Origin of the sequence: Saccharothrix hoggarensis, assembly GCF_042678885.1 — a bacterium.
Classification (GTDB): domain Bacteria; phylum Actinomycetota; class Actinomycetes; order Mycobacteriales; family Pseudonocardiaceae; genus Actinosynnema; species Actinosynnema hoggarensis.
In genome coordinates this window covers 41793-60626 of record NZ_JBHTLK010000009.1, presented here as the reverse complement: position 1 = coordinate 60626, position 18834 = coordinate 41793, and the positions used below count along the sequence as shown (strand labels likewise).

Here is an 18834-nt window from a genome sequence, read left to right as displayed (position 1 = left end):
AAGGAGACAACCGATGAACAGGAAGTGGTTCGTCGTGGCCGTCGCGGGCCTGCTGGCCATGGCCGGCTGCAGCAGCGACCTGCCCGCCGACACCGGAACAACCGGCACGACGGGCGCGTCGAAGGCCGCCGGCGCGAAGTCGGAGTTCTTCGACCAGGCGGAGTACGAGCGCCAGCTGACGTTCCGGTCGACCACCGCCGAAGGACCGGCCGACAAGCCGTGGGAGCAGATGCTCTCGCCCGAGCTGGTCGACACGGCGAAGTACGCCAAGCCGGGCGGCAGCCACCACCTGTGCTTCTCCAACGCGGCGGTCAACAACCCGTGGCGGCAGGTCGGTTTCACCACCATGAAGGAGGAGGTGAAACTGCACCCGGAGATCACCAAGTTCACCGTGCTCGACGCGGAGGGCAAGGACGACAAGCAGATCAGCGACATCCAGTCGTTCGCCTCCCAGGGGTGCAGCGCGTTGATCGTGTCGCCGAACACCACCGCCACGCTGACCCCCGCCATCGAAGCGGCGTGCGCGACGAACGTGCCGGTGATCGTGTTCGACCGCGGCGTCAACACGTCGTGCCCGGTGACGTTCATCCACCCGATCGGAGGCTTCGCGTTCGGCGCGGACGGCGCGGAGTTCCTGAAGGAGAAGGTCAAGGCGGGCGGCAAGGTCCTCGCCCTGCGCATCCTGCCCGGTGTCGACGTGCTGGAGCAGCGGTGGGCGGCGGCCAACGAGATCTTCTCCGGCAGCGGGTTGAACGTCGTCGGCGTCGAGTTCACCGACGGCGACGCGGCCAAGACCAAGAGCATCGTCAACGACTACATCCAGCGCGAGGGCCAGATCGACGGCGTCTGGATGGACGCGGGCGCGACCGCCGTCGCCGCGGTCGAGGCGTTCCAGGACGCGGGCGTGCCGATCCCGGCCTTCGTCGGCGAGGACCAGCAGGACTTCCTGCGCACCTGGGCGGTCGAGAAGATGACCGCCGTCGCCCCGACCTACCCGACCTACCAGTGGCGCACCCCGGTCATCGCCGCGCTGAAGGTCCTCAACGGTCAGCAGGTGCCCAAGGAGTGGGTGCTGCCGCAGCCGAAGATCACCGAGGGCGAGCTCACGGACTTCGTCCAGCAGGACATGCCGCCGCTGCACTACGCCATGTGCGGCTGCGACCTCATGCCGGGCTACCCCGCGCCCTGGAAGTAGAGCCGCTGCCCGGCCCGGATGGAGGAACTGTGCACGCGATCGGTGTGAGCACGTGGGTCTGGACGTCGCCGCTGCGCGACGCGACGCTCGCCGAGCTGGCCACGCGAGTGGCCGGGTGGGGGTTCGACGGGCTCGAACTCCCGGTGGAGGAGGTCGACGACTGGGACCCGGCGCACGCCGCGCGGGTCCTGGCGGACCAGGGGCTCGCCGCGACCGTGTGCCTGGTGATGCCGCCGGGCCGGGAACTGGTCGCGGCCGAACCCGCCACCGTCGCCGCCACCCAGGACTACCTGCGACGGGTCGTGGACATCGCGGCGGAGGTGGGTTCGCCGGTCATCGCGGGACCGGCCTACGCCTCCGTCGGCCGCACGTGGCGCATGACGGAGCAGGAGCGGCACGACCGGATCGCCGAACTGCGCGACAACCTCGCACCGGTGGTCGACCACGCCCGCGCGGTCGGCGTGCGGGTCGCCGTCGAACCACTCAACCGCTACGAGACCAGCCTGCTCAACACCATCGGGCAAACCCTCGCCGCCCTGGACGGCCTGCCCGTCGACGGGTGCGGCGTCGCGGTCGACGTCTACCACCAGAACATCGAGGAGAAGCACGTCGGCGACGCGATCCGGGCGGCCGAGGGCCGGATCGCGCACGTCCAGGTCTGCGGCAACGACCGCGGCGCACCCGGCGACGACCACCTGGACTGGCCCGACATCACCACCGCCCTCACCGAAGCCGACTACACCGGGCCGCTGTGCATCGAGTCCTTCACCGGCGAGAACGCCAGCATCGCCACCGCCGCATCCATCTGGCGCCCACTGGCACCCACCCAGGACGCGCTCGCCGTCGACGGTCTGAAGTTCCTCCGGGAGGTGATCGGCACCAGCTGATCGGGCGTCACCCACAACTCACCGGCGCCGGCACGCCGGACGGAACAGAAAGCGTGTGGAGGATCGTGAGAACCCCTGTATTCCGCTTACGCACCGTCCTCGGCCTCGTGCTGACGGCGCTCGTCGTGGCCGGGTTGTTGCCGGCGACCGCGGTGGCCCACCCCGGCCACGACGCGCCGGCCGAGTTCCGGGCACTGCTGTTCACCAAGACGGCCGCCGGCGCCTACCGGCACGACTCGATCCCCGCCGGCGTGGCGATGGTCGAGAAGCTCGCCGCCGACCACCACTTCGACGTGGTGCACAGCGAGGACGCCAACCAGTTCACCGACGGGAACCTGGCCGGTTTCGACGTCGTCATCATGCTCCAGAACGGCGGCATGGTCTGGGACACCGACGCCCAGCGCGCCGCCGTGAAGAAGTTCGTCAACGACGGCGGCGGCATCGTCGCCATCCACAACGCGACCGACATGAACATCGAGTCGTCCTTCCCGTGGTGGGACGACTTCGTCAACGGCGGCGCGCACATGACCGCGCACTCCGCCAACGGACTCACCGCCACCGCCTACCAGGTCGACGAGGTGCACGAGTCGACCAGGCACCTGCCGGACCGCTGGCAGAAGGCCGAGGAGTGGTACAACTTCAAGCCCAGCATGCGCGGCAAGGTGCACCCGCTGGTCGAGGTGGACGAGACCACCTATGACCCGGGTTCCGAGGCCATGGGCCACGACCACCCGATCTCGTGGTGCCGTGAAGCCGAAGGTGGCCGGGTTTGGGCGACCGGCATGGGCCACAACGCGGCCGACTACACCGAGCCGAACTTCGTCGCGCACCTGCTGGGCGGCATCCGCACCGCCGCGGGCGTCGTGCCGTCCGACTGCGGCGCCACGGTCGACACCAGCTTCGAGAAGGTGACGTTGGACGACGCCACGCGCGCGCCGACCACGCTGGACGTCGCGCCGGACGGGCGGGTGTTCTACACCGAGCTGCTCGGCGAGGTCCGGGTGCACGACCCCGCCTCCGGCGCCACCTCGACGGCGTTGTCCCTGCCCGTCTACAGCGGCGGCGAGGACGGCCTGGTGTCCGTCGCCCTGGCGCCGGACTTCGCCACCAGCAACCACGTGTACCTGTACTACTCCCCGGCGGGCACTGCCGAGATCAACCGGCTGTCCCGGTTCACCGCCGCGGGCAACGTGATCCGTCCCGACAGCGAGAAGGTCCTGCTGGAGGTGCCCGCGTCGCGCCGCGAGGAACCCGGCCACACCGGCGGCTACCTGGAGTTCGGGCCGAACGGCAACCTCTACGTCGGTGTCGGCGACGACACCAACCCGTTCCAGTCCAGCGGGTACGCCCCGGTCGACGAACGTCCCGGTCACGACCTGTTCGACGCGCAGAAGACCGCCGCGAACACCAACGACCTGCGGGGCAAGATCCTGCGCATCCACCCGGAACCGGACGGCACCTACACGATCCCCGCGGGCAACATGTTCCCGCCGGGCACGGAGAAGACCAGGCCCGAGATCTACGCGATGGGTTTCCGCAACCCGTTCCGCTTCAACGTCGCCTCCGACGGCACGCTCTACATGGCCGACTACGGGCCGGACGCGGGCGGGGACAACCCGTCACGCGGTCCCGGCGGCTTGGTCGAGTGGAACGTCATCGCGGAGCCCGGCAACTACGGCTGGCCTTACTGCGTCGGCGACAACACCCCGTTCAACGACTTCGACTTCGCCACGAACACCTCCAAGGCCAAGTTCGACTGCGCCAACCCGGTCAACGACTCCCCGAACAACACCGGCCTGACCACCCTGCCCCCCGCCAAGGCCGCGACCGTCTGGTACGGCAACGGCGAGGAGGGCGACGAGTTCCCGGAGATGGGCGCCGGCGGCGAGGCCCCTATGGCCGGACCGCGTTACGATTTCGACCCGAACCTGGTGTCGGACATCAAGTTCCCGGAGTACTACGACGGCAAGCCGTTCTTCTACGACTGGACGCGCAACAAGTTCTGGACGTTCTCGCAGGACGACCAGGGCGGCCTGCTTAAGATCAACGAGTGGTTCAAGAGCGTCACGTCACTGGCTCCGATGGACATGAAGTTCGGGCCGGACGGCGCCATGTACGTCGTGGAGTGGGGCGGCGGCTACGGTCGCGACAACCCCGACTCCGGCATCTACCGGATCGACTACACGCAGGGCAACCGGCGGCCGACCGCGAAGGCGACGGCGACGCCGTCCTCGGGTCAGGCGCCGCTGCCGGTCAGGTTCTCCGCCGCGCAATCGGTCGACCCCGAGGGCGCCGCGCTGACCTACGCGTGGACCTTCGGCGACGGCGGCACGTCCACCGAGTCCGAGCCCACGCACACCTACCAGTCCAGCGGGGTCTACAACGCGCAGCTCACCGTGACCGACGCGTCCGGCAAGAGCGGCGTGACCAACGTCCAGGTGACGGTGGGCAACACCGCGCCGTCGGTGACGATGGCGGCACCGGTCGACGGCGGGTTCTTCGACTTCGGCGACAAGGTGGCGTTCGACCTCGACATCACCGACCCGGAGGACGGTGAGCCGGACTGCTCGAAGGCGGTCCTGCAACCCGCGCTCGGCCACGAAGCGCACGCGCACCCGATCGACCAGATCAACGCGTGCGAGGGCGAGTTCACCACCCTGGTCGACGAAGGCCACGCCGACGCGGACATCTTCTACTCCGTCGACGCGTCCTACACCGACCGCGGTGCCGGCACCCTGCCGCCGCTGACCGGCCGCGACCTCGCGGTGATCCAGCCCAAGCACAAGCAGGCCGAGTACCACCAGGAGTCCTCCGGGATCATCGTCTCACCCGACCCCGCCGCCGAATCGGGCAAGCGGGTCGGCGACCTGGGCGACGGCGACTGGATCGCCTTCACCCCGGTGAACCTGCACCAGATCGACCGCGTGACCGCACGGGTGGCGTCCGCGAGCGCGGGCGGCTCGATCGAGCTGCGCAAGGACTCGCCGACCGGTGACCTGCTCGCGACCATCGCGGTCCCGGAGACCGGCGGCCTCGACCGGTACGCGACCGCGCCGGACGTGGCGGTCACCGACCCCGGTGGCACGATCAAGCTGGTCGCGGTGTTCCGCGGCCCGGCCAACCAGTTCACGCTGGACTCGTTCGCCTTCATCGGCAAGGGCGTGTCCGTCAACGCCGCACCGCACGTGGTCGTCACGGCCGACCCGACGACCGGCGCCGCGCCGTTCACCACCAAGCTCACCGCGACGGCGAGCGACGTGGAGAACGACGCGCCGTTCACCTACGCGTGGGACCTGGGCGACGGCACGTCCGCGTCGGGAGCCACGGTGGAGCACACCTACGCTGAGAACGGCACTTACCACGCGTCGGTGACGGTCACCGACGCCGCGGGCCGGTCCAAGAAGGTGTCCACCCCGGTCGTCGTGCGCAACGCGCCGATGCCGCCGATCACCTGCGACACCCCGAAGCCGGACATCCCGATGAACGACGAGTTCGACGGTGACCGGCTCGACGGCTGCCGCTGGGACGCCATCGTCCGACCGGACCTCGCGTCGATGAGCATGGCAAACGGCCTGCTCGGCATCGAGACGCTGCCCGGCGACATCAACGGCGCGGCGAACGACAACCCGCGCAACTTCATCCTCCAGAACGCCCCCGAGGGCGACTGGACGCTGGAGACGCGGATGGCCGCGCCGGTGGTCGAGCAGTGGCAGCTCGCCGGCTTCATGGTGTACGCCAACGACGACGACTACGTGAAGTTCGACGTCGTCGCGCGCAACGCGCCCGGCCAGGCCGTGGCGCTGGGCGCGGAGCTCGTCTCCGAGGACAACGGCTCGTTCGGCAACGGCGGCAACCGGTCCATGATGATCGGCACCCCGGAGAGCGGCTGGTGGCACCTCCGGCTGAAGAAGGTGGGCAACACCTACAGCGGCGAGATCAGCGACGGCGGCACCAACTGGACCTCGCTCGGCGACCCGGTCACCAACGACGTGCCGAACGCGAAGTTCGGGCTGATGGCGATCGGCCCGAGCCAGACCATGGGCCCGGTGACGGTCGACTTCGACTACTTCCGGGTGTCCGGCATCGACACGACCGCGCCGGAGGTCACGGCGACCGTGAACCCGGCCGAGCCCAACGGCACGGACGGCTGGTGGACCACGTCGCCGACGGTGACCATCACCGCGGCGGACGCCGGGTCCGGCGTGGCGCGCACCGAGTTCCGCATCGATGACGGCGGATGGGCGCAGTACACCGCGCCGTTCCCCGTCACCGGTGACGGCACGCACACGGTGCACTACCGGGCCACGGACGTGCGCGGCAACACGTCCGAAGCCGGTTCGGTGACGGTCAAGGTCGACACGAGCGCACCGACGGTGAAGGTCACCGGCCTGCACGACGGAGTGAGCTACGGCCACGCGCAAGACCGGGTGATCGACTGGCAGGCCGACGACACGGGATCCGGGGCCGCGTCGGTCACCGCGATGCTCGACGACAGGCACATCGCATCGGGCACGACCCTCGCCATGCACACCCTCGCGCTCGGCGCGCACACCCTGGCGCTGACCGCGACCGACAAGGCGGGCAACAAGCGGGTCGTGACGGTGTCGTTCACCGTCACCACCTCGCTGCCCGACCTCCAGGCGCTGGTCGACCGGTTCGCCGCGGAACGGCGCATCCCGTCGTCCACCGCGCGCGGCCTTGACCGCGACTTGGACGACGCCCGCCGGCTGCTGTTCGACGGCAAGACCGCCAAGGCGATCGAGAAGTTGGAGGGCTTCCGCGACGCGGTCTCCCGCAGGGTGGGCGATCGGGCCGTGCGCGACCTGCTCGTCGCCGACGCCGACGTGGTGATCGCGGCGCTGCGGAGCCAGATGAGCGGTAGCTGACGGCGTTGGCCGGAGCCACCGCGCTCCGGCCACCCGCACGTGGGGCGGTTGCCGGACCGCACCCCCGCCCGACCGGTGCCGGGACGTCCGCGTCCCGGCACCGGTCGGTGACCGGTCGTTCAGTAGAGCCGGCGAAGGAGGGGGCCGATGACGGACGAACCCACCGGGCTGTGGTTGATCGGGGCGCGTGGATCGGCCGCGATGACGGTGATCAGCGGTCTGCTCGCGCTGCGGGCGAGCCTGGCACCGCCGGCAGGCTGTGTCACCGAACGACCGGAGTTCGCCGGTGTCGCTGCCTGCCTGGCACGACCTCATCGCCGGCGGCCACGACATCGCCGCCACACCGTTGGTTGAACGCGCCGAACGACTGGCGAACAGCGGTGCAGCTACGTCATCACCCGCGACGAGTTGCCCAACTTCCGCTAGAACATCACCCCCTGATCGGAGTGGTGGGCCCCCTGGGCGCGCCGGTCTGTTCCGATGGCCCTCCGGGATGTGGCTGTAGGTCGCACCCGGAGGGCCTCCAGACCGCGCCGGTGATCGTCTTCCTGATGGCGAGGGCGGCTGCCGAGCGGGCGCACTCACCGTCCGGCAGCGGTTCCAGGCCGATGACGTCGTTGCGGTTGCCGCGGTGAGCAGGACCTCGAGCGGGATGCCGCCGCCGTCGGTCAGGACGTGGTGCTTGGAGCCCGGCCGGGCGCGGTCGGTCGACCGGGCTCGGACCGCTTTGGCCGCGACGTGCGGCCCGGACGTGCGAGGAGTCGACGACGGCGCGGTCCAGTCCAGCCGGCCCGCGGAGTGCGGCTCCGCGAGCAGGATCTCGTGCAGCCGGGACCACACACGGCCTCGTTCCAGTCACGCAGGCAGAGGCGCGACCAACCGGAAGGTGGAACGCGAGGTGGCCGGCGGGAAATGTAACGGCGGCTCCCCCCGAGACGACTACCTGGCACACCCGCCGACGCCAAGCGAGGACATGTGAAACTCTCGGAATTACTCAGGCTGCCGAAAATCACCGCGGACGACATCAAGAAAACGGAGGAGTACGCGCAGGTCCGGGACCACGCCGGGGAGGAGGCTTCGGTCCTGGCGTGCCGGATGCAGCTGCGCGGCAGCGTGAACAGGGCGGTGGATTCGGCTGACCTGGCCGGCCGGCAGCTCACTGCGTTCGGCGCCATGAGGAAGCTCGCGGAGCGCGCGCCGCTGCTTTCGTGGGTCCCGTCCGGACCGGGCGGCAACAACGCGTTCGTCCGGCTGATCGACGGTGATTCCGACACGTTCCCGTTCGACGACCCCTCGACCACGGTGAACTGCTGGGAGGTGATCCTGCTCGCGGTCATGCTGGACGGCCAGATCACCGGGACGCACAACCTGCGGGTGGCCTACGGCGAACGGCCCCGCAACTTCGAGGCGGAGTTGACCACGCGGCTGATGGGCGGCGTGCTGCTCCCCTACACCGGCAGGACCGTCGGCACCCCGATCGCGGGCGACATCGTCCTGTTCGACGGCTTGGGGCACGTGGTGATGGCGACCGGCGTCCACACCGAAGGTCCGATGATCAGCCCTCAACACCCGACCGGGGCGCAGGTCATCAGCTTCTGGCCCGCCCCGCTGCAGAAGTCGTTCGGGCCGGGTGCCCGGACGACGGTCGGCTACACGACCATCGAGGCACTCCTGGCCTGGTACGACGACAACAACAGTCCCCGGCCTTCGGTGACGTTCGGCTCGCCGGACTGGTCGATCCTCAACTGAACGGCCCCAGGCCGTGGGTCCTGCCGCACGACGCGACCGACGGCCCGGAGTTCGCACGGGTGTCGGTCAGCAGAACCATCTGACGCGGCACAACGTGCCGTGGCGTCGTGCGGCGGGTGTGGACGGGGACGGGTGCGGGCGGCGGATAAACGCGCACCGGGTACACGACCGGCCCGGCTAGCGCTGCCGCCACGGGCACACCAGCGCCCGCACCCGCCCCGACGACGCACCCCGCACCCTCTACCTCCGCGACGACCACCTACTGGCCCGCATCGCCGACCACCTCACGTGGGCGGGCATCGCCGAAAACCCCACACCCGAGCAGACCGCTCGGCTCGTCCACGACCGCCGCCTGGCCTTCCGCTGCGACGCGAACACCGTCACCCTCCTCGACCGGCCCGTCGTAGCACCGCCACCACGACCGGAGACGAGGACCACTGAGCGGCCTTTGACTGGACCGGCAGGGCCCAGCGTCCACACCGAACCGTCGCCGGTCGACCCGCTTGAGGACGTGAACGTCACCGGCCGACTCGTGCTTGGTCTGTGCTTCGAACCCGCCGAGGCGGAGCCGTCACGTCCACCCTCCGATCTTCGGAGCACCACGAGAGGCTCACAGCCCTCCGAACGCAACGACGACGCCCCCGTCTGCGCTTCGGGCAGCGTCCTCGATACAGCACACGACCACCCCGCGGAACAGCACATGACAGTGACTCCAGCACCCTCGCGGCCGAACGTCGTTGCCCGTTCGCGCCGGTCATCGGGCACCAACAGTGGCAGTGCGGCGATCGGGCTTCGACCGGTGCACCGCCTGCCATGGGTGCTTCGACGGTTACGGCGTGGAGGTGATGGAGAGGGCGACGACCCCGTAGATGCTGGGCACCGTCCCCATGCCCAGCGTGCACAGCGTGACGGCGGTGGATGGTCCGGTGATGGTCTGGACGACCGAGTCGCCGGCGAACAGTCCGGCGGTGACGTTGCCGGTGATGGTGACGACCAGTGCGGCGCCGGCGGTGGTGACGGTGGTGCTGCCGGAGATGGTGGAGGTCTGACCGGTGTTCCAAGTGATGGTGAAGGTCAGCGGGGCCGAGGTGACCAGGTCCAGGCACGACAAGGCCGGGTAGGTGATGGTGGCGCTGCGGGAGCCGGAGGTCAGCTCCGGCACGCTGGTGGAGGTGCACGGTCCGTATTGGGTGGACGCGGTCACCGTCGTCGGCCCGGGGGTGAGGGTCAGCGGCGGGCTGAAGGATGCGGTCTGGCTGCTGGTCGGCAGGCAGGTCACGTCCAGCGCGCCCGCCGTGGCCGGGGTGGCGAAGGCCATCAAGCCCAGGACGGTGGCCGCCGTGGTGAGGAGACCGGCCATGACTGTGCGTGAACGCATTTGTCGCTCCGGGGTGAGGTGCGCGGGAATCCGAAGGCGACATGAGTTCGCCCGTCCTGTGGATCGGCCACTCTGATCGGTCCGTCACTTGTTCATGGCTTCTGGGTGCACATCGGCCAAAATGGCGCAATCGACGTGGCGCCTATCCGTCGAATGACACTTTGCGTGCCACCGGCACGTATCAAGAGCTCAACCGTATGGAGCCTTGACCGAGCACAGGCGGCTCAAGGACGCACATTTCGGTAATGGTCGGATGTCGACGGTCTTCGGTCACGGCCCGGCGCGGCTAACAAATCCAGGCACCTGGACGGCTCGGTCGGGATGGATTCCCTGCTTCTGCTGCCCCTACGGGCGGCGGGTGGTGCTGGGGGTCGACGGAAAGCACCATTACGCCACCGACTGGCGAGCGGACCCGGACGTCTACGCCAGACCATGCGCGTCGAGCGCGAGATCAAGCTCAGCGGCGACGAGGTCTACCGGTTCGGTGCCGCCGAATTCGCCGACGACGAGCAGGCAGGCGCCGTCGTCGTCGAGATGCCCTCACATCGGGCGCCGTGGTCGGTGGTCGACTTGCGAGGATGATCCGTTGACCAGCGACAACGTCCTGCCTTCCAGCTCTAAGGCGTCCGTGATCGCGACGTGGACCAGCGAGTTCTCCGATCACAGTGCCAAGGTCACCACTCTGGCCGATGCCGAGCTGGCCTACTTGCTGACGCGCCGTTGCTCTTCGAACCGCGGAGGAGCGACAATCAACGGCGCCCCGGTAGTGCGCCGTGCCAGCCTCGTCCACTCCTGGTCCACCATCCGCCCGGTGCGCATGTCACCGGGTCTGATCGACGCTTCGGCGCCGAGCATCCGCTGCACGACGTTGATGCCGGGTTGGTCGAGGCAGAACAGCGCTGCGCAGCGAGTGCCGGATGGTGGGCCGGTGTACGAAGTCGAGCAGCAGCGTGCTGCGCCCGGAACTCGGCCGGCCTCCGATTGCGGTCGATCGTGTCCTGAAGCCAGTCCTCCAACACCATCGACGGTGCCATGTCGACCTGCCGGACGTCGGGCCGCCGGCGGGTGGTTCGGCGTCGCGTGAGCAGCAGCCTGGTCTGCTCGGAGACGCTCGTCGTCCCGGCCTGTCGTGGAACGCCTCGATTCAGGCTCGGCACGTCGTCGCCGATCGGGGCTTCAGCCGGGTCTCGGAGTCCAGCGTCACGGCCGCTTCGTGATTGCCGATCAGGCCGCCGCGAGTCAGGTTCGCCGACCCCACCCACACCTCTGCGTGGCCGTCGGGAAGTGGAGGTAGTAGGTGTTGGCGTTCTGGAACTCCTCGGGGTCCACCACGACCCGCAGCACGGCCCTGTCCCCGTAGGGCGCAAGAAGCTCGTTCAGCCGGACGAGTGCGTCCGGGTCTGCTTGGTCCGGCGTGCCGCCGTGACGACCAGCACCCGGCCCTCTCGGTCGAGCAGCCCTAGCAGGTGCTGTGCGACGGTGTCTGCGTCGGCTTCGGCCCCCAGGAGTCGTCATCGCGCGCGGACAGGGCGACGGCACCTTCCGGCAAGGCTGAGCTCGTCCTCAACGACTGCGGCAGCGCCCAGGGCTGGAAGGCCGAGAAGCGCTTCCGGTTCCTCGCCGACGTCACCGGCGACGGGCGCCTCGACATCGTCGGCTTCGGAGGCCCTGGGTGTACCAGGCCCGCAACCTCGTCCGCCGCGTCATGACCCGGTAACCACCCGACGATCTCCACAGCCGTGGCCACCGGTACACCGGAACCATGCCCTGATTCCACGGCAGGCGGAGTGGAACCGCGATCGGCTCAGGTGCCGTCGCGCGCGTTGCAGCCAGCCGCATGGCTGACGTCGGCGCGGCGGTGGAGGCCGCGGTCCGGTTGCCGTCCGATCATCTCGTTCGAGTGGGAAACGGAGCACTGGAGAGTGGTAGGAGGCGTCGGGCATAGAAGGAAGGCAAGCGGCTTCGAAATCATTTTGCGGCGCCCGTCCAGCGGGTCGGGCGACGTACAGCGGGAAGGGTGCCATGAGCGATCGGGTCATCGACATCTACGCGGACAAGGGGTGGCAGGACACCGGCTTCGAGTTGCCCGCACGTGCCGCCGACACCGGGTGGAGCCTGAGGGCGGAGGGCACGTGGTGCTTCGACACCTCCGCAAGGGACTACGCCACCCGTGACGGCGACGCGCGCAAGCCGGGCGACACCCGGTTCTACGACGCGAGCACGGCGGGCCGCACCGAGTACCTCTACCACGGACGGCTCGGCCAGGTGGGTCAGTTGATCGGGCGGTGGGGCCGAAACGGCCGGCCGTTCATCGTCGGCACCTACGCCAACCTGGAGTTCGTCGGACCGGAGCAACCCGAGCCCTCCATGCCGCCGGGTACGGCGGAACTCATGGCGCGGATCGAGTTCATCGAAGCGCTCGCCGCCAGGCCGGAGGTCGTCTCGGCGAGCACGATCACCTACCTCCGGGCCACCGACGACCACATCTATGCCCTGTGGCGCAGCGTCTACCCGGACAGCGGTTTCTGGACGACCAACGATCTTCCCGACAACTACACCCTGGGCATGGACGCCGAGGAGGACTTGACCATCGCCCACCTGCCCCCGGCGGAGCGGTGGAAGGCCATCGACAGGCTCATTCCCCAGCAGGACCCACCCGCGCCGCCCCCGGTGGCCGAGGTCGAGCCCGACAGCGGTCCGCGCACCCTGTGGCTGGCGATGAACAACGACGAGAACGGCTTCCACAACAGCGACGGCCACCTGGTCGTCTCCATCAAGTCCTACGACCGCAGCCGGCGAACCCAGTACAACACGGTGAAGCAGCGTTGGGAGTACGAGGACGGCACACCCGTCAAGCCCGACGCCTCGATGGTGTAGGCCGGATTCCCGAGGCGTTCTCGTTGTTCTGGGCGGGCTGCGCGTCTACCCACATCTCGGCGGGCGCCCGACCGGCGGCGGCCCGGGGGCCGTTGGCGATGCGTAGCTTGCCCGCGAGGTAGTCTCTCGCGTTCCACATCGCGTAGACGTTGCCCTCGGTGCCGCCCATCGACAGCACGTAGCCCCAGTGCTGGTGGGGTTCCACCGGCTTGCCGCCGTCGGGTTGGCGCAGCGTGCCACCCCACAACCGGGCGTAGTACCCGAAGACGGCGCGTTCTGCGGCGCGCGAGTGCGGGGTGAAGTTGCTGTCCCGGAACGGATCGCCGACGTTGATGGTGCTGTAGTCGAGGAACCGGCCGAGATCCTTGGCGCCGCGCGCGTTCCCGTCGCCCAGGTTACCGAGGAAGTTGACCTTCTGCTGCGCGAAGTAGTCCGCCAGCCGCCCGAGGCGCTCCTTCCTTCTCCTCGTCGGTGCACTTGTCCTTAGCGGAGAGCGCGAAGTCGTCGTCCGCGGGCGGGTCGATCTCCGTTTCGGGCAGAGCCGAGAGGTCTTCGGTCCTGGCACCTGGTCAGGTACGACAAGAAGACGGTGCACGAGATCCTCAAGGAGGGCTACTACTGCCACGTGGGTTCACCGCCCTCGACCCCGACAGCCCCCCGGACGCGCGGTACGACCTCAAGGCGCCCGCCGTCCTCCCCCGGCTTTACGGCTTCCAGGAGAAGGGCCCGCCCGACAACCCCACCGGCGTCGTCTACCTGCACGGTTCCCACGACTCACGGATGACCCGGTTGATCACCCCGAAGAACGGGGGAGCCGGGCCGGTGCCGCGGAAGATGGTCTGCCTGGCGGTGACCCACGTGGACGCCCTCGTGCTGGCCCGCTCGACCCTGCACAACGCCGTGGCCTACCGCTCCACGGTGGTCTACGGGCACGCCGTCCTGGTCGAGGACCCGCGCGAGAAGGAGGAAGCCCTCCGGGTGATCACCGAGCAGGCGGCCCCCGGCCGCTGGGCCGACTCGCGCCCGCCCAGCGCCGACGAGCTGGGGTGGACGGCGATCACCCGAGTCGAGATCGAGCGCGCTTCAGCCAAGGTCCGCACCGGTGGACCGGCCCCCGACAAGGCCGACGGCGGGCACTGGGCGGGCGTGCTGCCCATCCTCCCGGCCACCACGACCAGGTCCCAGGTGCGTTCCGCAGCACCAATCACCCCCCCGCCCGGACATCGGCACCCCGACAGGACTACGCGTCCGTCTCAGATGGAGGGAGCGCCCGGTGAGCCGTCGGGTGGTGGTGGCCCCTCCGGGGTTGGGGTGATGGTGATGTCCGCGCCGCCCCGGATACCGGAATGAGTGGACCAAGGATCACCTCAGATCGCGGCCTCGGTCCGCGATCGTCTCATCCGCGATAGTCGTCCACCGTACGATCGGAAGCCTGCGCAGGTTCACAGTCGAACCCCCTGACCGTATCCACGACGCCGAAGCCGGACTCGCAGTAGTAAGTCACCGGCGCACCGAGCATCCGACCTTCGATCGTGAACGCTTCCACGATCGGACCGGTGTGCTGGGGCGAACATTGCGTGCCTTCGAGGACCTCATCGTCCGCCCAGTGCAGGTCTTCGCACGTGAAGTGCGACTGGTACTCCTGGACACCGGCGGTGTAGGTCGTCGCCGAGGCGGACATCGGCACGGCGACGACCATCGCGCAATTCAGCGCAACGGTCCATCCGGCGATGCGACGGGTGAGTCGACACGTGATCATCGCTGCCTCCCTCGTGAACGGAGTGGGACACCGAAGCAGCTTTCGGCGCTTCGCCGAACGTGCTCCACCAACAGCGAAACACGACCGCACAGCCCACCGCCGCCGGTACAAGCGGTCATCACCGGCCAGGGGGACCACAACCACCCGCTGACACCGCGACGAGCCACCAACCGGATGACCCGGTCTCGGAATGTCATGGGAACTCGACCCATCACGGATCGAACGCGATCTTCTTCCCGTGGGTTGAACCTTTCGGTGTGCAGGCCGTGCTGTTGCAACCGGTGCGCGCGTCGCCAGCCGGCGGTACGGAGGTTTCCCGCGATGTGGAGCGGAGGCGGCGCAGGCCGCTCCGGGCGATGTTCCGCTGCCTGTTTCCCAATGGGTGTCCCACAGTGGTCGCCGTGCTGTTCCGGGCCTGGCCGGCAATGTAGGTCCAGCGCCCGGTCCCAGTGCCGCGAGGCGGCGTCGTCCAGGTTGCGCCGCCGTGGCGTGCTCGGCGGCGGAGGCCAGGTGGGGCCACTTCTCGTGGTCCAGCTCGGGGTGGTTGACCAGCTGATCGAAGGCCGCGCCGTGGACCGACATGTCCGGCTTCTCCTGGCGCGACGCGCGGTTCGCCGAGTTCCGCAACTCCGGCGACGGCGCGGGCACGGGCGACGCGGCCGACTGCCCGCAGCTCACCGCCGACCATGGACACCACGAGCCCCGCCCCGGTGGAGCACGCTGGGTGGCGCCCACCGGACCCGATCGGCGGCCACGGTTGCGGGAAGCACGAAGCCCGGAACGGGTTGTCGCGAACCGATTCCGGGCCCTCGGCATGAGGTGGGCTGTGCTTGTCGGGCGAGCTTCGCCCCGCTGCGCGAACGAGTCGATCAGCTGGCATCGACGACGGCACGTGCGATCGGCCTTCAGTCCAGGCCGTTGACCATGACACCTCCTACGACTACTACACCAGCACGCCCGTCCTCGCCATCCCGGTACCGGCCGGGAACAACCTGGTCGTCGCCGAAGAAGCTGGCCATCGTCAACGGCAAGAAGTTCGACTTCGGCTTCACCCTGCACTGGCGGTGGACCGCCTGGGGCCCCGGCGGGCTCACGCGGGTCTGAAGTTGATGTTCACCGCGGCAGGTAGCGCGGTGGCCGCCCGGCGTCGGCCGCCTGTTCGAACGCCGCCGCCAGGCGCAGCACCTCCGCGTCCTCGTCGCGGACCGCCATCGACGTCAACCCCACCGGCAGGTCGCCGACGAAACCCGCGGGCATGGTGGCCGTTCGGGTAGCCCGACACCGCAGCGGGCGACGAACCGACCACGGAAGCGGCGCGCTCCGAGAGCGGCCACGCCGGCGAGTGGTTGGTGACACGATCACGGCCAACCGGTGCGCGGCAAGGACTTCGTCGATCGACTGCCGCGCCGTCGCCGTCAGCCGCTGCTCCGCGTACCCGGGATCGGTCACCGGTGGCGCGTCGCGGGCCAGTAGGAAGGTCTCCTGGCCGAACTCGGCCAGCTCGACCGGGTCCTGCTCGTTGGACGGGATCAGCGTCCGTGGCGAACTGCCAGCGGACTTGGCGTTGCTCGGTGTTGGTCATGAGTTGCCAGGCGGCGAGAGCGGCGTTGAGGGTGTCGAGGTCGCTGATGCGGCGGTCGAGGCACTGCCCCAGGAGCGCGCGCACGTCTCGAAGCGAAGGGATTGGCCGTTCTCTCCGCGTGACACCGACCGGCGAACCCGCGCCGATGCGCCCGAAATCCGACCGGAGCCGAGTTGCCGCGACGACGGCAGGTTGCCATCGAGGCTGGGCGAGCGACTGCCCACGTGATCGCGCAGCGGACGTGGCGTGCCTGGAAGCAGCCGCGACGAGACGCGGCTGATGTCGGCGATGGCACGATCAGACGCCAGCGAGCCGGGTCCAGCACCTCCGACGGGCTGCAACGGGTGATCACCCGATCAGCCTGGCGCGGCCTGCATACGAGTCGGAATCTCAACCGCCGGGTGTGAAGTGATACGGGGTCAACTTGCGCACGGTGGTGAAGCCCAGCCGGACTGCGGTCGGCCGACTGGTGGGCAGGGTCTCGCTGTACAGGTAGCGGTAGCCGCGGTCGACGGCGAGACGGGCGTGGCGTCCCAGCAGCATGCGGTGGAGCCCTCGGCCGCGCCAGGACGGCAGGGTTGCGGCTCCCCAGGTCGAGGCGAAGTCGGTACCGGTGTGGAACCGGACCCAACCGGTGGCGACCACTCGGCCGTCCGCGCTCTCGGCCACGAGGACGGTGCACGGGTCGACCTCGTCGACAACCCAGTGCTCCAGGGCCGAGGGCAGCCAGTGCCACGGGGCGTCCCGGGCAGCCTCGGCCAACTGCCGCACGCGGTCGAAGTCCTTGCGATCGGTCACTTCGCGCACCCTGACGCCCGCGGGCAGCGCGACGGTCGCCGCGGCCGCCACATCCGCGGCCCGACCGATCATCAGCGTCACCTCCTCGCCGACCCGGAACCCGGCTGCGCGCAGCCGGACGGGCAGATCCTCAGGTAGGCCGTCGTGGTGGTTCCACTTGATGGGCAGCCCCAGTTCGGTGGCCCAGGCGCACTGGTCGGCGATGAGCGCGTCCAGGTCCGAGCCGCGCAACCCTCGGAGATCGGCACGCACGATGATCCCTCCCACGCCCGGCAGGTGCTTGCGCAGCACCGGCCCCACGCGCTCACCGATCACGGCGGGGTGCCCCATGCTGTTCCCGCGGCCGGAGAACCCCCGAGCCCGCATCTGCCTACGACGCAGTGTCGCCAACAGAGCCGCATCGTCCTCCATGACGCGCATGGAACCACCGCTGATCCCGCTCGTCCGCCGCCGGACGGTGTTTCACTCGGAAGACGAACCGATCGAGTCCGATCCACCCAGCCCCGTGGCGCGGTATGCGATTGCGGTGCAACGCCGGTCGGTGCGAGCGCACCGCTCCTGCCCGCTGCCTGCCACGCTTCAACCGAGTTCGTTCGCGGCCACTTGCGTTTGCTCGCACGTTCGCCAGTTCGATGCGCGGAGTCCGCCGGACCGGATACACGTCGGCGGCTGCCATCCGCTGTCGGGTTGTCGGTCCGGCGAGGGCGGTCGGACCCCTCACGATCCCCCTGTGGGGTGTCAGAATTCTGCGCTGGCCGCTGAGCTGCGGTGATCGCGCACCACGAACCGCGGGGGCATGATCATGAGGTGTGGCATTACGACTGCTGCACCTGATCTTCGTCCGGCTCGGTGGTTGGCTGGTCCTGCTCGGCCGGTCCACTGCGGCCAAGGACGTCGAACAGCTGGTGCTGCGGCACGAGGTCGCCGTGTTGCGCCGGTCCACTCCCCGCCCGCGGCTGGACTGGACCGATCGCGCGGTGCTCGTCTTTCTCGTGGTCGAGGTCGCCACGCGCTACGTCCACATCCTCGGCACCACCACCAACCCCGACGGGGCATGGACCGTCCAACAAGTCCGCAACCGGGACCTCGACGACCGAGCCGATGACTTCCGGTTCCTGATCCGCGACCGTGCCGGTCGGTTCACGGCATCGTTCGACGCCGTCCTCGCCGACACCGGTATTCAGGCCGTGAAGGTCCCGCCACGCTGCCCGACAGCGACTTGCTACGCCGAGCGGTTCGTCGGCACCGTCAGACACGAGGTCACCGACCGACTGCTCATCATCAACGACCACCACCTGCGGTCGGTGTTGAACCGCTATGTGTCCCACTACGACCACCGTCGACCCCACCGAGCGCGACAGCTCACGCCACCACGACCGGACCGTCCCATCCCGCAGTCGAGCGGCACGTCGGTACGCCGTCAATCCGTCCTTGGCGGTCTTGATCAACGAGTACGAACCCACAGCAGCCTAACGCCCAGGTCGGACAATATGGCCAACTTCTGGACCCCACAGGAGGCGCGGCAGGCGAGCGATGAGGAGGCCCTGGAGTCCTGACCGGCCTGCCACCCCGTCCCGCCGCTCGACCCGGGCCGGATGCCGGCCGATGCTGCGCACAGGCGACGTCCACGAATCGGTCGAGCTCGCCCGGACCGGGCAAACGAACGAGGAGTGAACCGGTGATGTCCGGCCGGCCAGGCGTGGGAACGGTGGTGCGATGCGCG

The 18834-nt window shown here is 69.3% G+C and carries 15 protein-coding genes and 1 pseudogene; 10 read left to right on the top strand and 6 right to left on the bottom strand.

Going from position 1 to position 18834, the window contains the following annotated elements:
• The first annotated feature begins 13 nt into the window (after positions 1-13).
• The 4 genes from ACFQ3T_RS03800 to ACFQ3T_RS03785 all read left to right on the top strand — a co-directional run bounded on the left by ACFQ3T_RS03800 (position 14) and on the right by ACFQ3T_RS03785 (position 7322).
• Positions 14-1195 (top strand): substrate-binding domain-containing protein, encoded by a 1182-nt coding sequence (locus tag ACFQ3T_RS03800; protein WP_380719775.1) that lies wholly within the window; start codon positions 14-16, stop codon positions 1193-1195.
• A gap of 29 nt (positions 1196-1224) precedes the next feature.
• Positions 1225-2082, top strand: coding sequence for a sugar phosphate isomerase/epimerase family protein (locus tag ACFQ3T_RS03795; protein ID WP_380719772.1), 858 nt, complete (start codon positions 1225-1227; stop codon positions 2080-2082).
• A gap of 65 nt (positions 2083-2147) precedes the next feature.
• A complete protein-coding gene (locus ACFQ3T_RS03790; protein ID WP_380719769.1) occupies positions 2148-6968 on the top strand; it encodes a ThuA domain-containing protein in 4821 nt (1606 codons plus the stop codon).
• Between the two features lie 147 nt (positions 6969-7115).
• Positions 7116-7322 carry a hypothetical protein gene (locus tag ACFQ3T_RS03785; protein WP_380719766.1) on the top strand — a complete coding sequence of 69 codons (207 nt, stop codon included), beginning with the start codon at positions 7116-7118 and terminating at the stop codon, positions 7320-7322.
• 232 nt (positions 7323-7554) lie between these two features.
• Here the strand turns inward: ACFQ3T_RS03785 and ACFQ3T_RS03780 are convergent.
• A pseudogene (locus tag ACFQ3T_RS03780) lies at positions 7555-7846 on the bottom strand (transposase); the annotation flags it as partial.
• A 295-nt stretch (positions 7847-8141) separates the two neighbouring features.
• Between ACFQ3T_RS03780 and ACFQ3T_RS03775 the strand changes: the two are divergent.
• Positions 8142-8717, top strand: a complete 576-nt coding sequence (locus ACFQ3T_RS03775) for a hypothetical protein (RefSeq protein WP_380719763.1) — start codon at positions 8142-8144, stop codon at positions 8715-8717.
• A gap of 829 nt (positions 8718-9546) precedes the next feature.
• Here the strand turns inward: ACFQ3T_RS03775 and ACFQ3T_RS03770 are convergent.
• Positions 9547-10095, bottom strand: a complete 549-nt coding sequence (locus tag ACFQ3T_RS03770; RefSeq protein WP_380719760.1) for a hypothetical protein — start codon at positions 10093-10095, stop codon at positions 9547-9549.
• Positions 10096-10527: 432 nt separating this feature from the next.
• Here ACFQ3T_RS03770 and ACFQ3T_RS03765 point away from each other — a divergent pair, with 432 nt between their 5' ends.
• Positions 10528-10677, top strand: a complete 150-nt coding sequence (locus ACFQ3T_RS03765; RefSeq protein ID WP_380719757.1) for a hypothetical protein — start codon at positions 10528-10530, stop codon at positions 10675-10677.
• Between the two features lie 1440 nt (positions 10678-12117).
• Positions 12118-12972: a hypothetical protein gene (locus tag ACFQ3T_RS03760; protein WP_380719755.1), complete on the top strand. Its 855-nt coding sequence runs from the start codon at positions 12118-12120 to the stop codon at positions 12970-12972.
• Here the strand turns inward: ACFQ3T_RS03760 and ACFQ3T_RS03755 are convergent.
• Positions 12947-13537, bottom strand: a complete 591-nt coding sequence (locus ACFQ3T_RS03755; RefSeq protein WP_380719798.1) for a hypothetical protein — start codon at positions 13535-13537, stop codon at positions 12947-12949. The two genes, ACFQ3T_RS03760 and ACFQ3T_RS03755, sit on opposite strands and share 26 nt — an antisense overlap.
• Here ACFQ3T_RS03755 and ACFQ3T_RS03750 point away from each other — a divergent pair.
• A complete protein-coding gene (locus tag ACFQ3T_RS03750; protein ID WP_380719752.1) occupies positions 13444-14322 on the top strand; it encodes a pyridoxamine 5'-phosphate oxidase family protein in 879 nt (292 codons plus the stop codon). The genes ACFQ3T_RS03755 and ACFQ3T_RS03750 overlap by 94 nt on opposite strands.
• 46 nt (positions 14323-14368) lie before the next feature.
• On the opposite strand, the gene ACFQ3T_RS03745 is transcribed toward ACFQ3T_RS03750, so the two are convergent.
• On the bottom strand, positions 14369-14731 hold the full coding sequence (locus ACFQ3T_RS03745) for a hypothetical protein (RefSeq protein ID WP_380719749.1): 363 nt from the start codon (positions 14729-14731) through the stop codon (positions 14369-14371).
• Between the two features lie 924 nt (positions 14732-15655).
• Here ACFQ3T_RS03745 and ACFQ3T_RS03740 point away from each other — a divergent pair.
• Positions 15656-15835 (top strand): hypothetical protein, encoded by a 180-nt coding sequence (locus ACFQ3T_RS03740; RefSeq protein WP_380719746.1) that lies wholly within the window; start codon positions 15656-15658, stop codon positions 15833-15835.
• Positions 15836-15844: 9 nt separating this feature from the next.
• Here the strand turns inward: ACFQ3T_RS03740 and ACFQ3T_RS03735 are convergent, their stop codons facing one another.
• Positions 15845-15988, bottom strand: a complete 144-nt coding sequence (locus tag ACFQ3T_RS03735) for a hypothetical protein (RefSeq protein ID WP_380719743.1) — start codon at positions 15986-15988, stop codon at positions 15845-15847.
• Between the two features lie 715 nt (positions 15989-16703).
• Complete coding sequence (locus ACFQ3T_RS03730) at positions 16704-17441, bottom strand: GNAT family N-acetyltransferase (RefSeq protein ID WP_380719741.1); 738 nt, start codon at positions 17439-17441, stop codon at positions 16704-16706.
• A gap of 479 nt (positions 17442-17920) precedes the next feature.
• On the opposite strand from ACFQ3T_RS03730, the gene ACFQ3T_RS03725 reads away from it, so the two are divergent.
• Positions 17921-18667 (top strand): integrase core domain-containing protein, encoded by a 747-nt coding sequence (locus tag ACFQ3T_RS03725; RefSeq protein WP_380719739.1) that lies wholly within the window; start codon positions 17921-17923, stop codon positions 18665-18667.
• The last annotated feature ends 167 nt before the right edge of the window (positions 18668-18834 follow it).

Coding starts and splice junctions, on each gene's coding strand:
- ACFQ3T_RS03800 (WP_380719775.1), top strand. CDS start 14: ATGAACAGGAAGTGGTTCGTCGTGGCCGTCGCGGGCCTGCTGGCCATG.
- ACFQ3T_RS03785 (WP_380719766.1), top strand. CDS start 7,116: ATGACGGACGAACCCACCGGGCTGTGGTTGATCGGGGCGCGTGGATCG.
- ACFQ3T_RS03775 (WP_380719763.1), top strand. CDS start 8,142: ATGAGGAAGCTCGCGGAGCGCGCGCCGCTGCTTTCGTGGGTCCCGTCC.
- ACFQ3T_RS03770 (WP_380719760.1), bottom strand. CDS start 10,095: ATGCGTTCACGCACAGTCATGGCCGGTCTCCTCACCACGGCGGCCACC.
- ACFQ3T_RS03765 (WP_380719757.1), top strand. CDS start 10,528: ATGCGCGTCGAGCGCGAGATCAAGCTCAGCGGCGACGAGGTCTACCGG.
- ACFQ3T_RS03760 (WP_380719755.1), top strand. CDS start 12,118: ATGAGCGATCGGGTCATCGACATCTACGCGGACAAGGGGTGGCAGGAC.
- ACFQ3T_RS03745 (WP_380719749.1), bottom strand. CDS start 14,731: ATGATCACGTGTCGACTCACCCGTCGCATCGCCGGATGGACCGTTGCG.
- ACFQ3T_RS03740 (WP_380719746.1), top strand. CDS start 15,656: ATGACACCTCCTACGACTACTACACCAGCACGCCCGTCCTCGCCATCC.
- ACFQ3T_RS03735 (WP_380719743.1), bottom strand. CDS start 15,988: ATGCCCGCGGGTTTCGTCGGCGACCTGCCGGTGGGGTTGACGTCGATG.
- ACFQ3T_RS03730 (WP_380719741.1), bottom strand. CDS start 17,441: ATGGGGCACCCCGCCGTGATCGGTGAGCGCGTGGGGCCGGTGCTGCGC.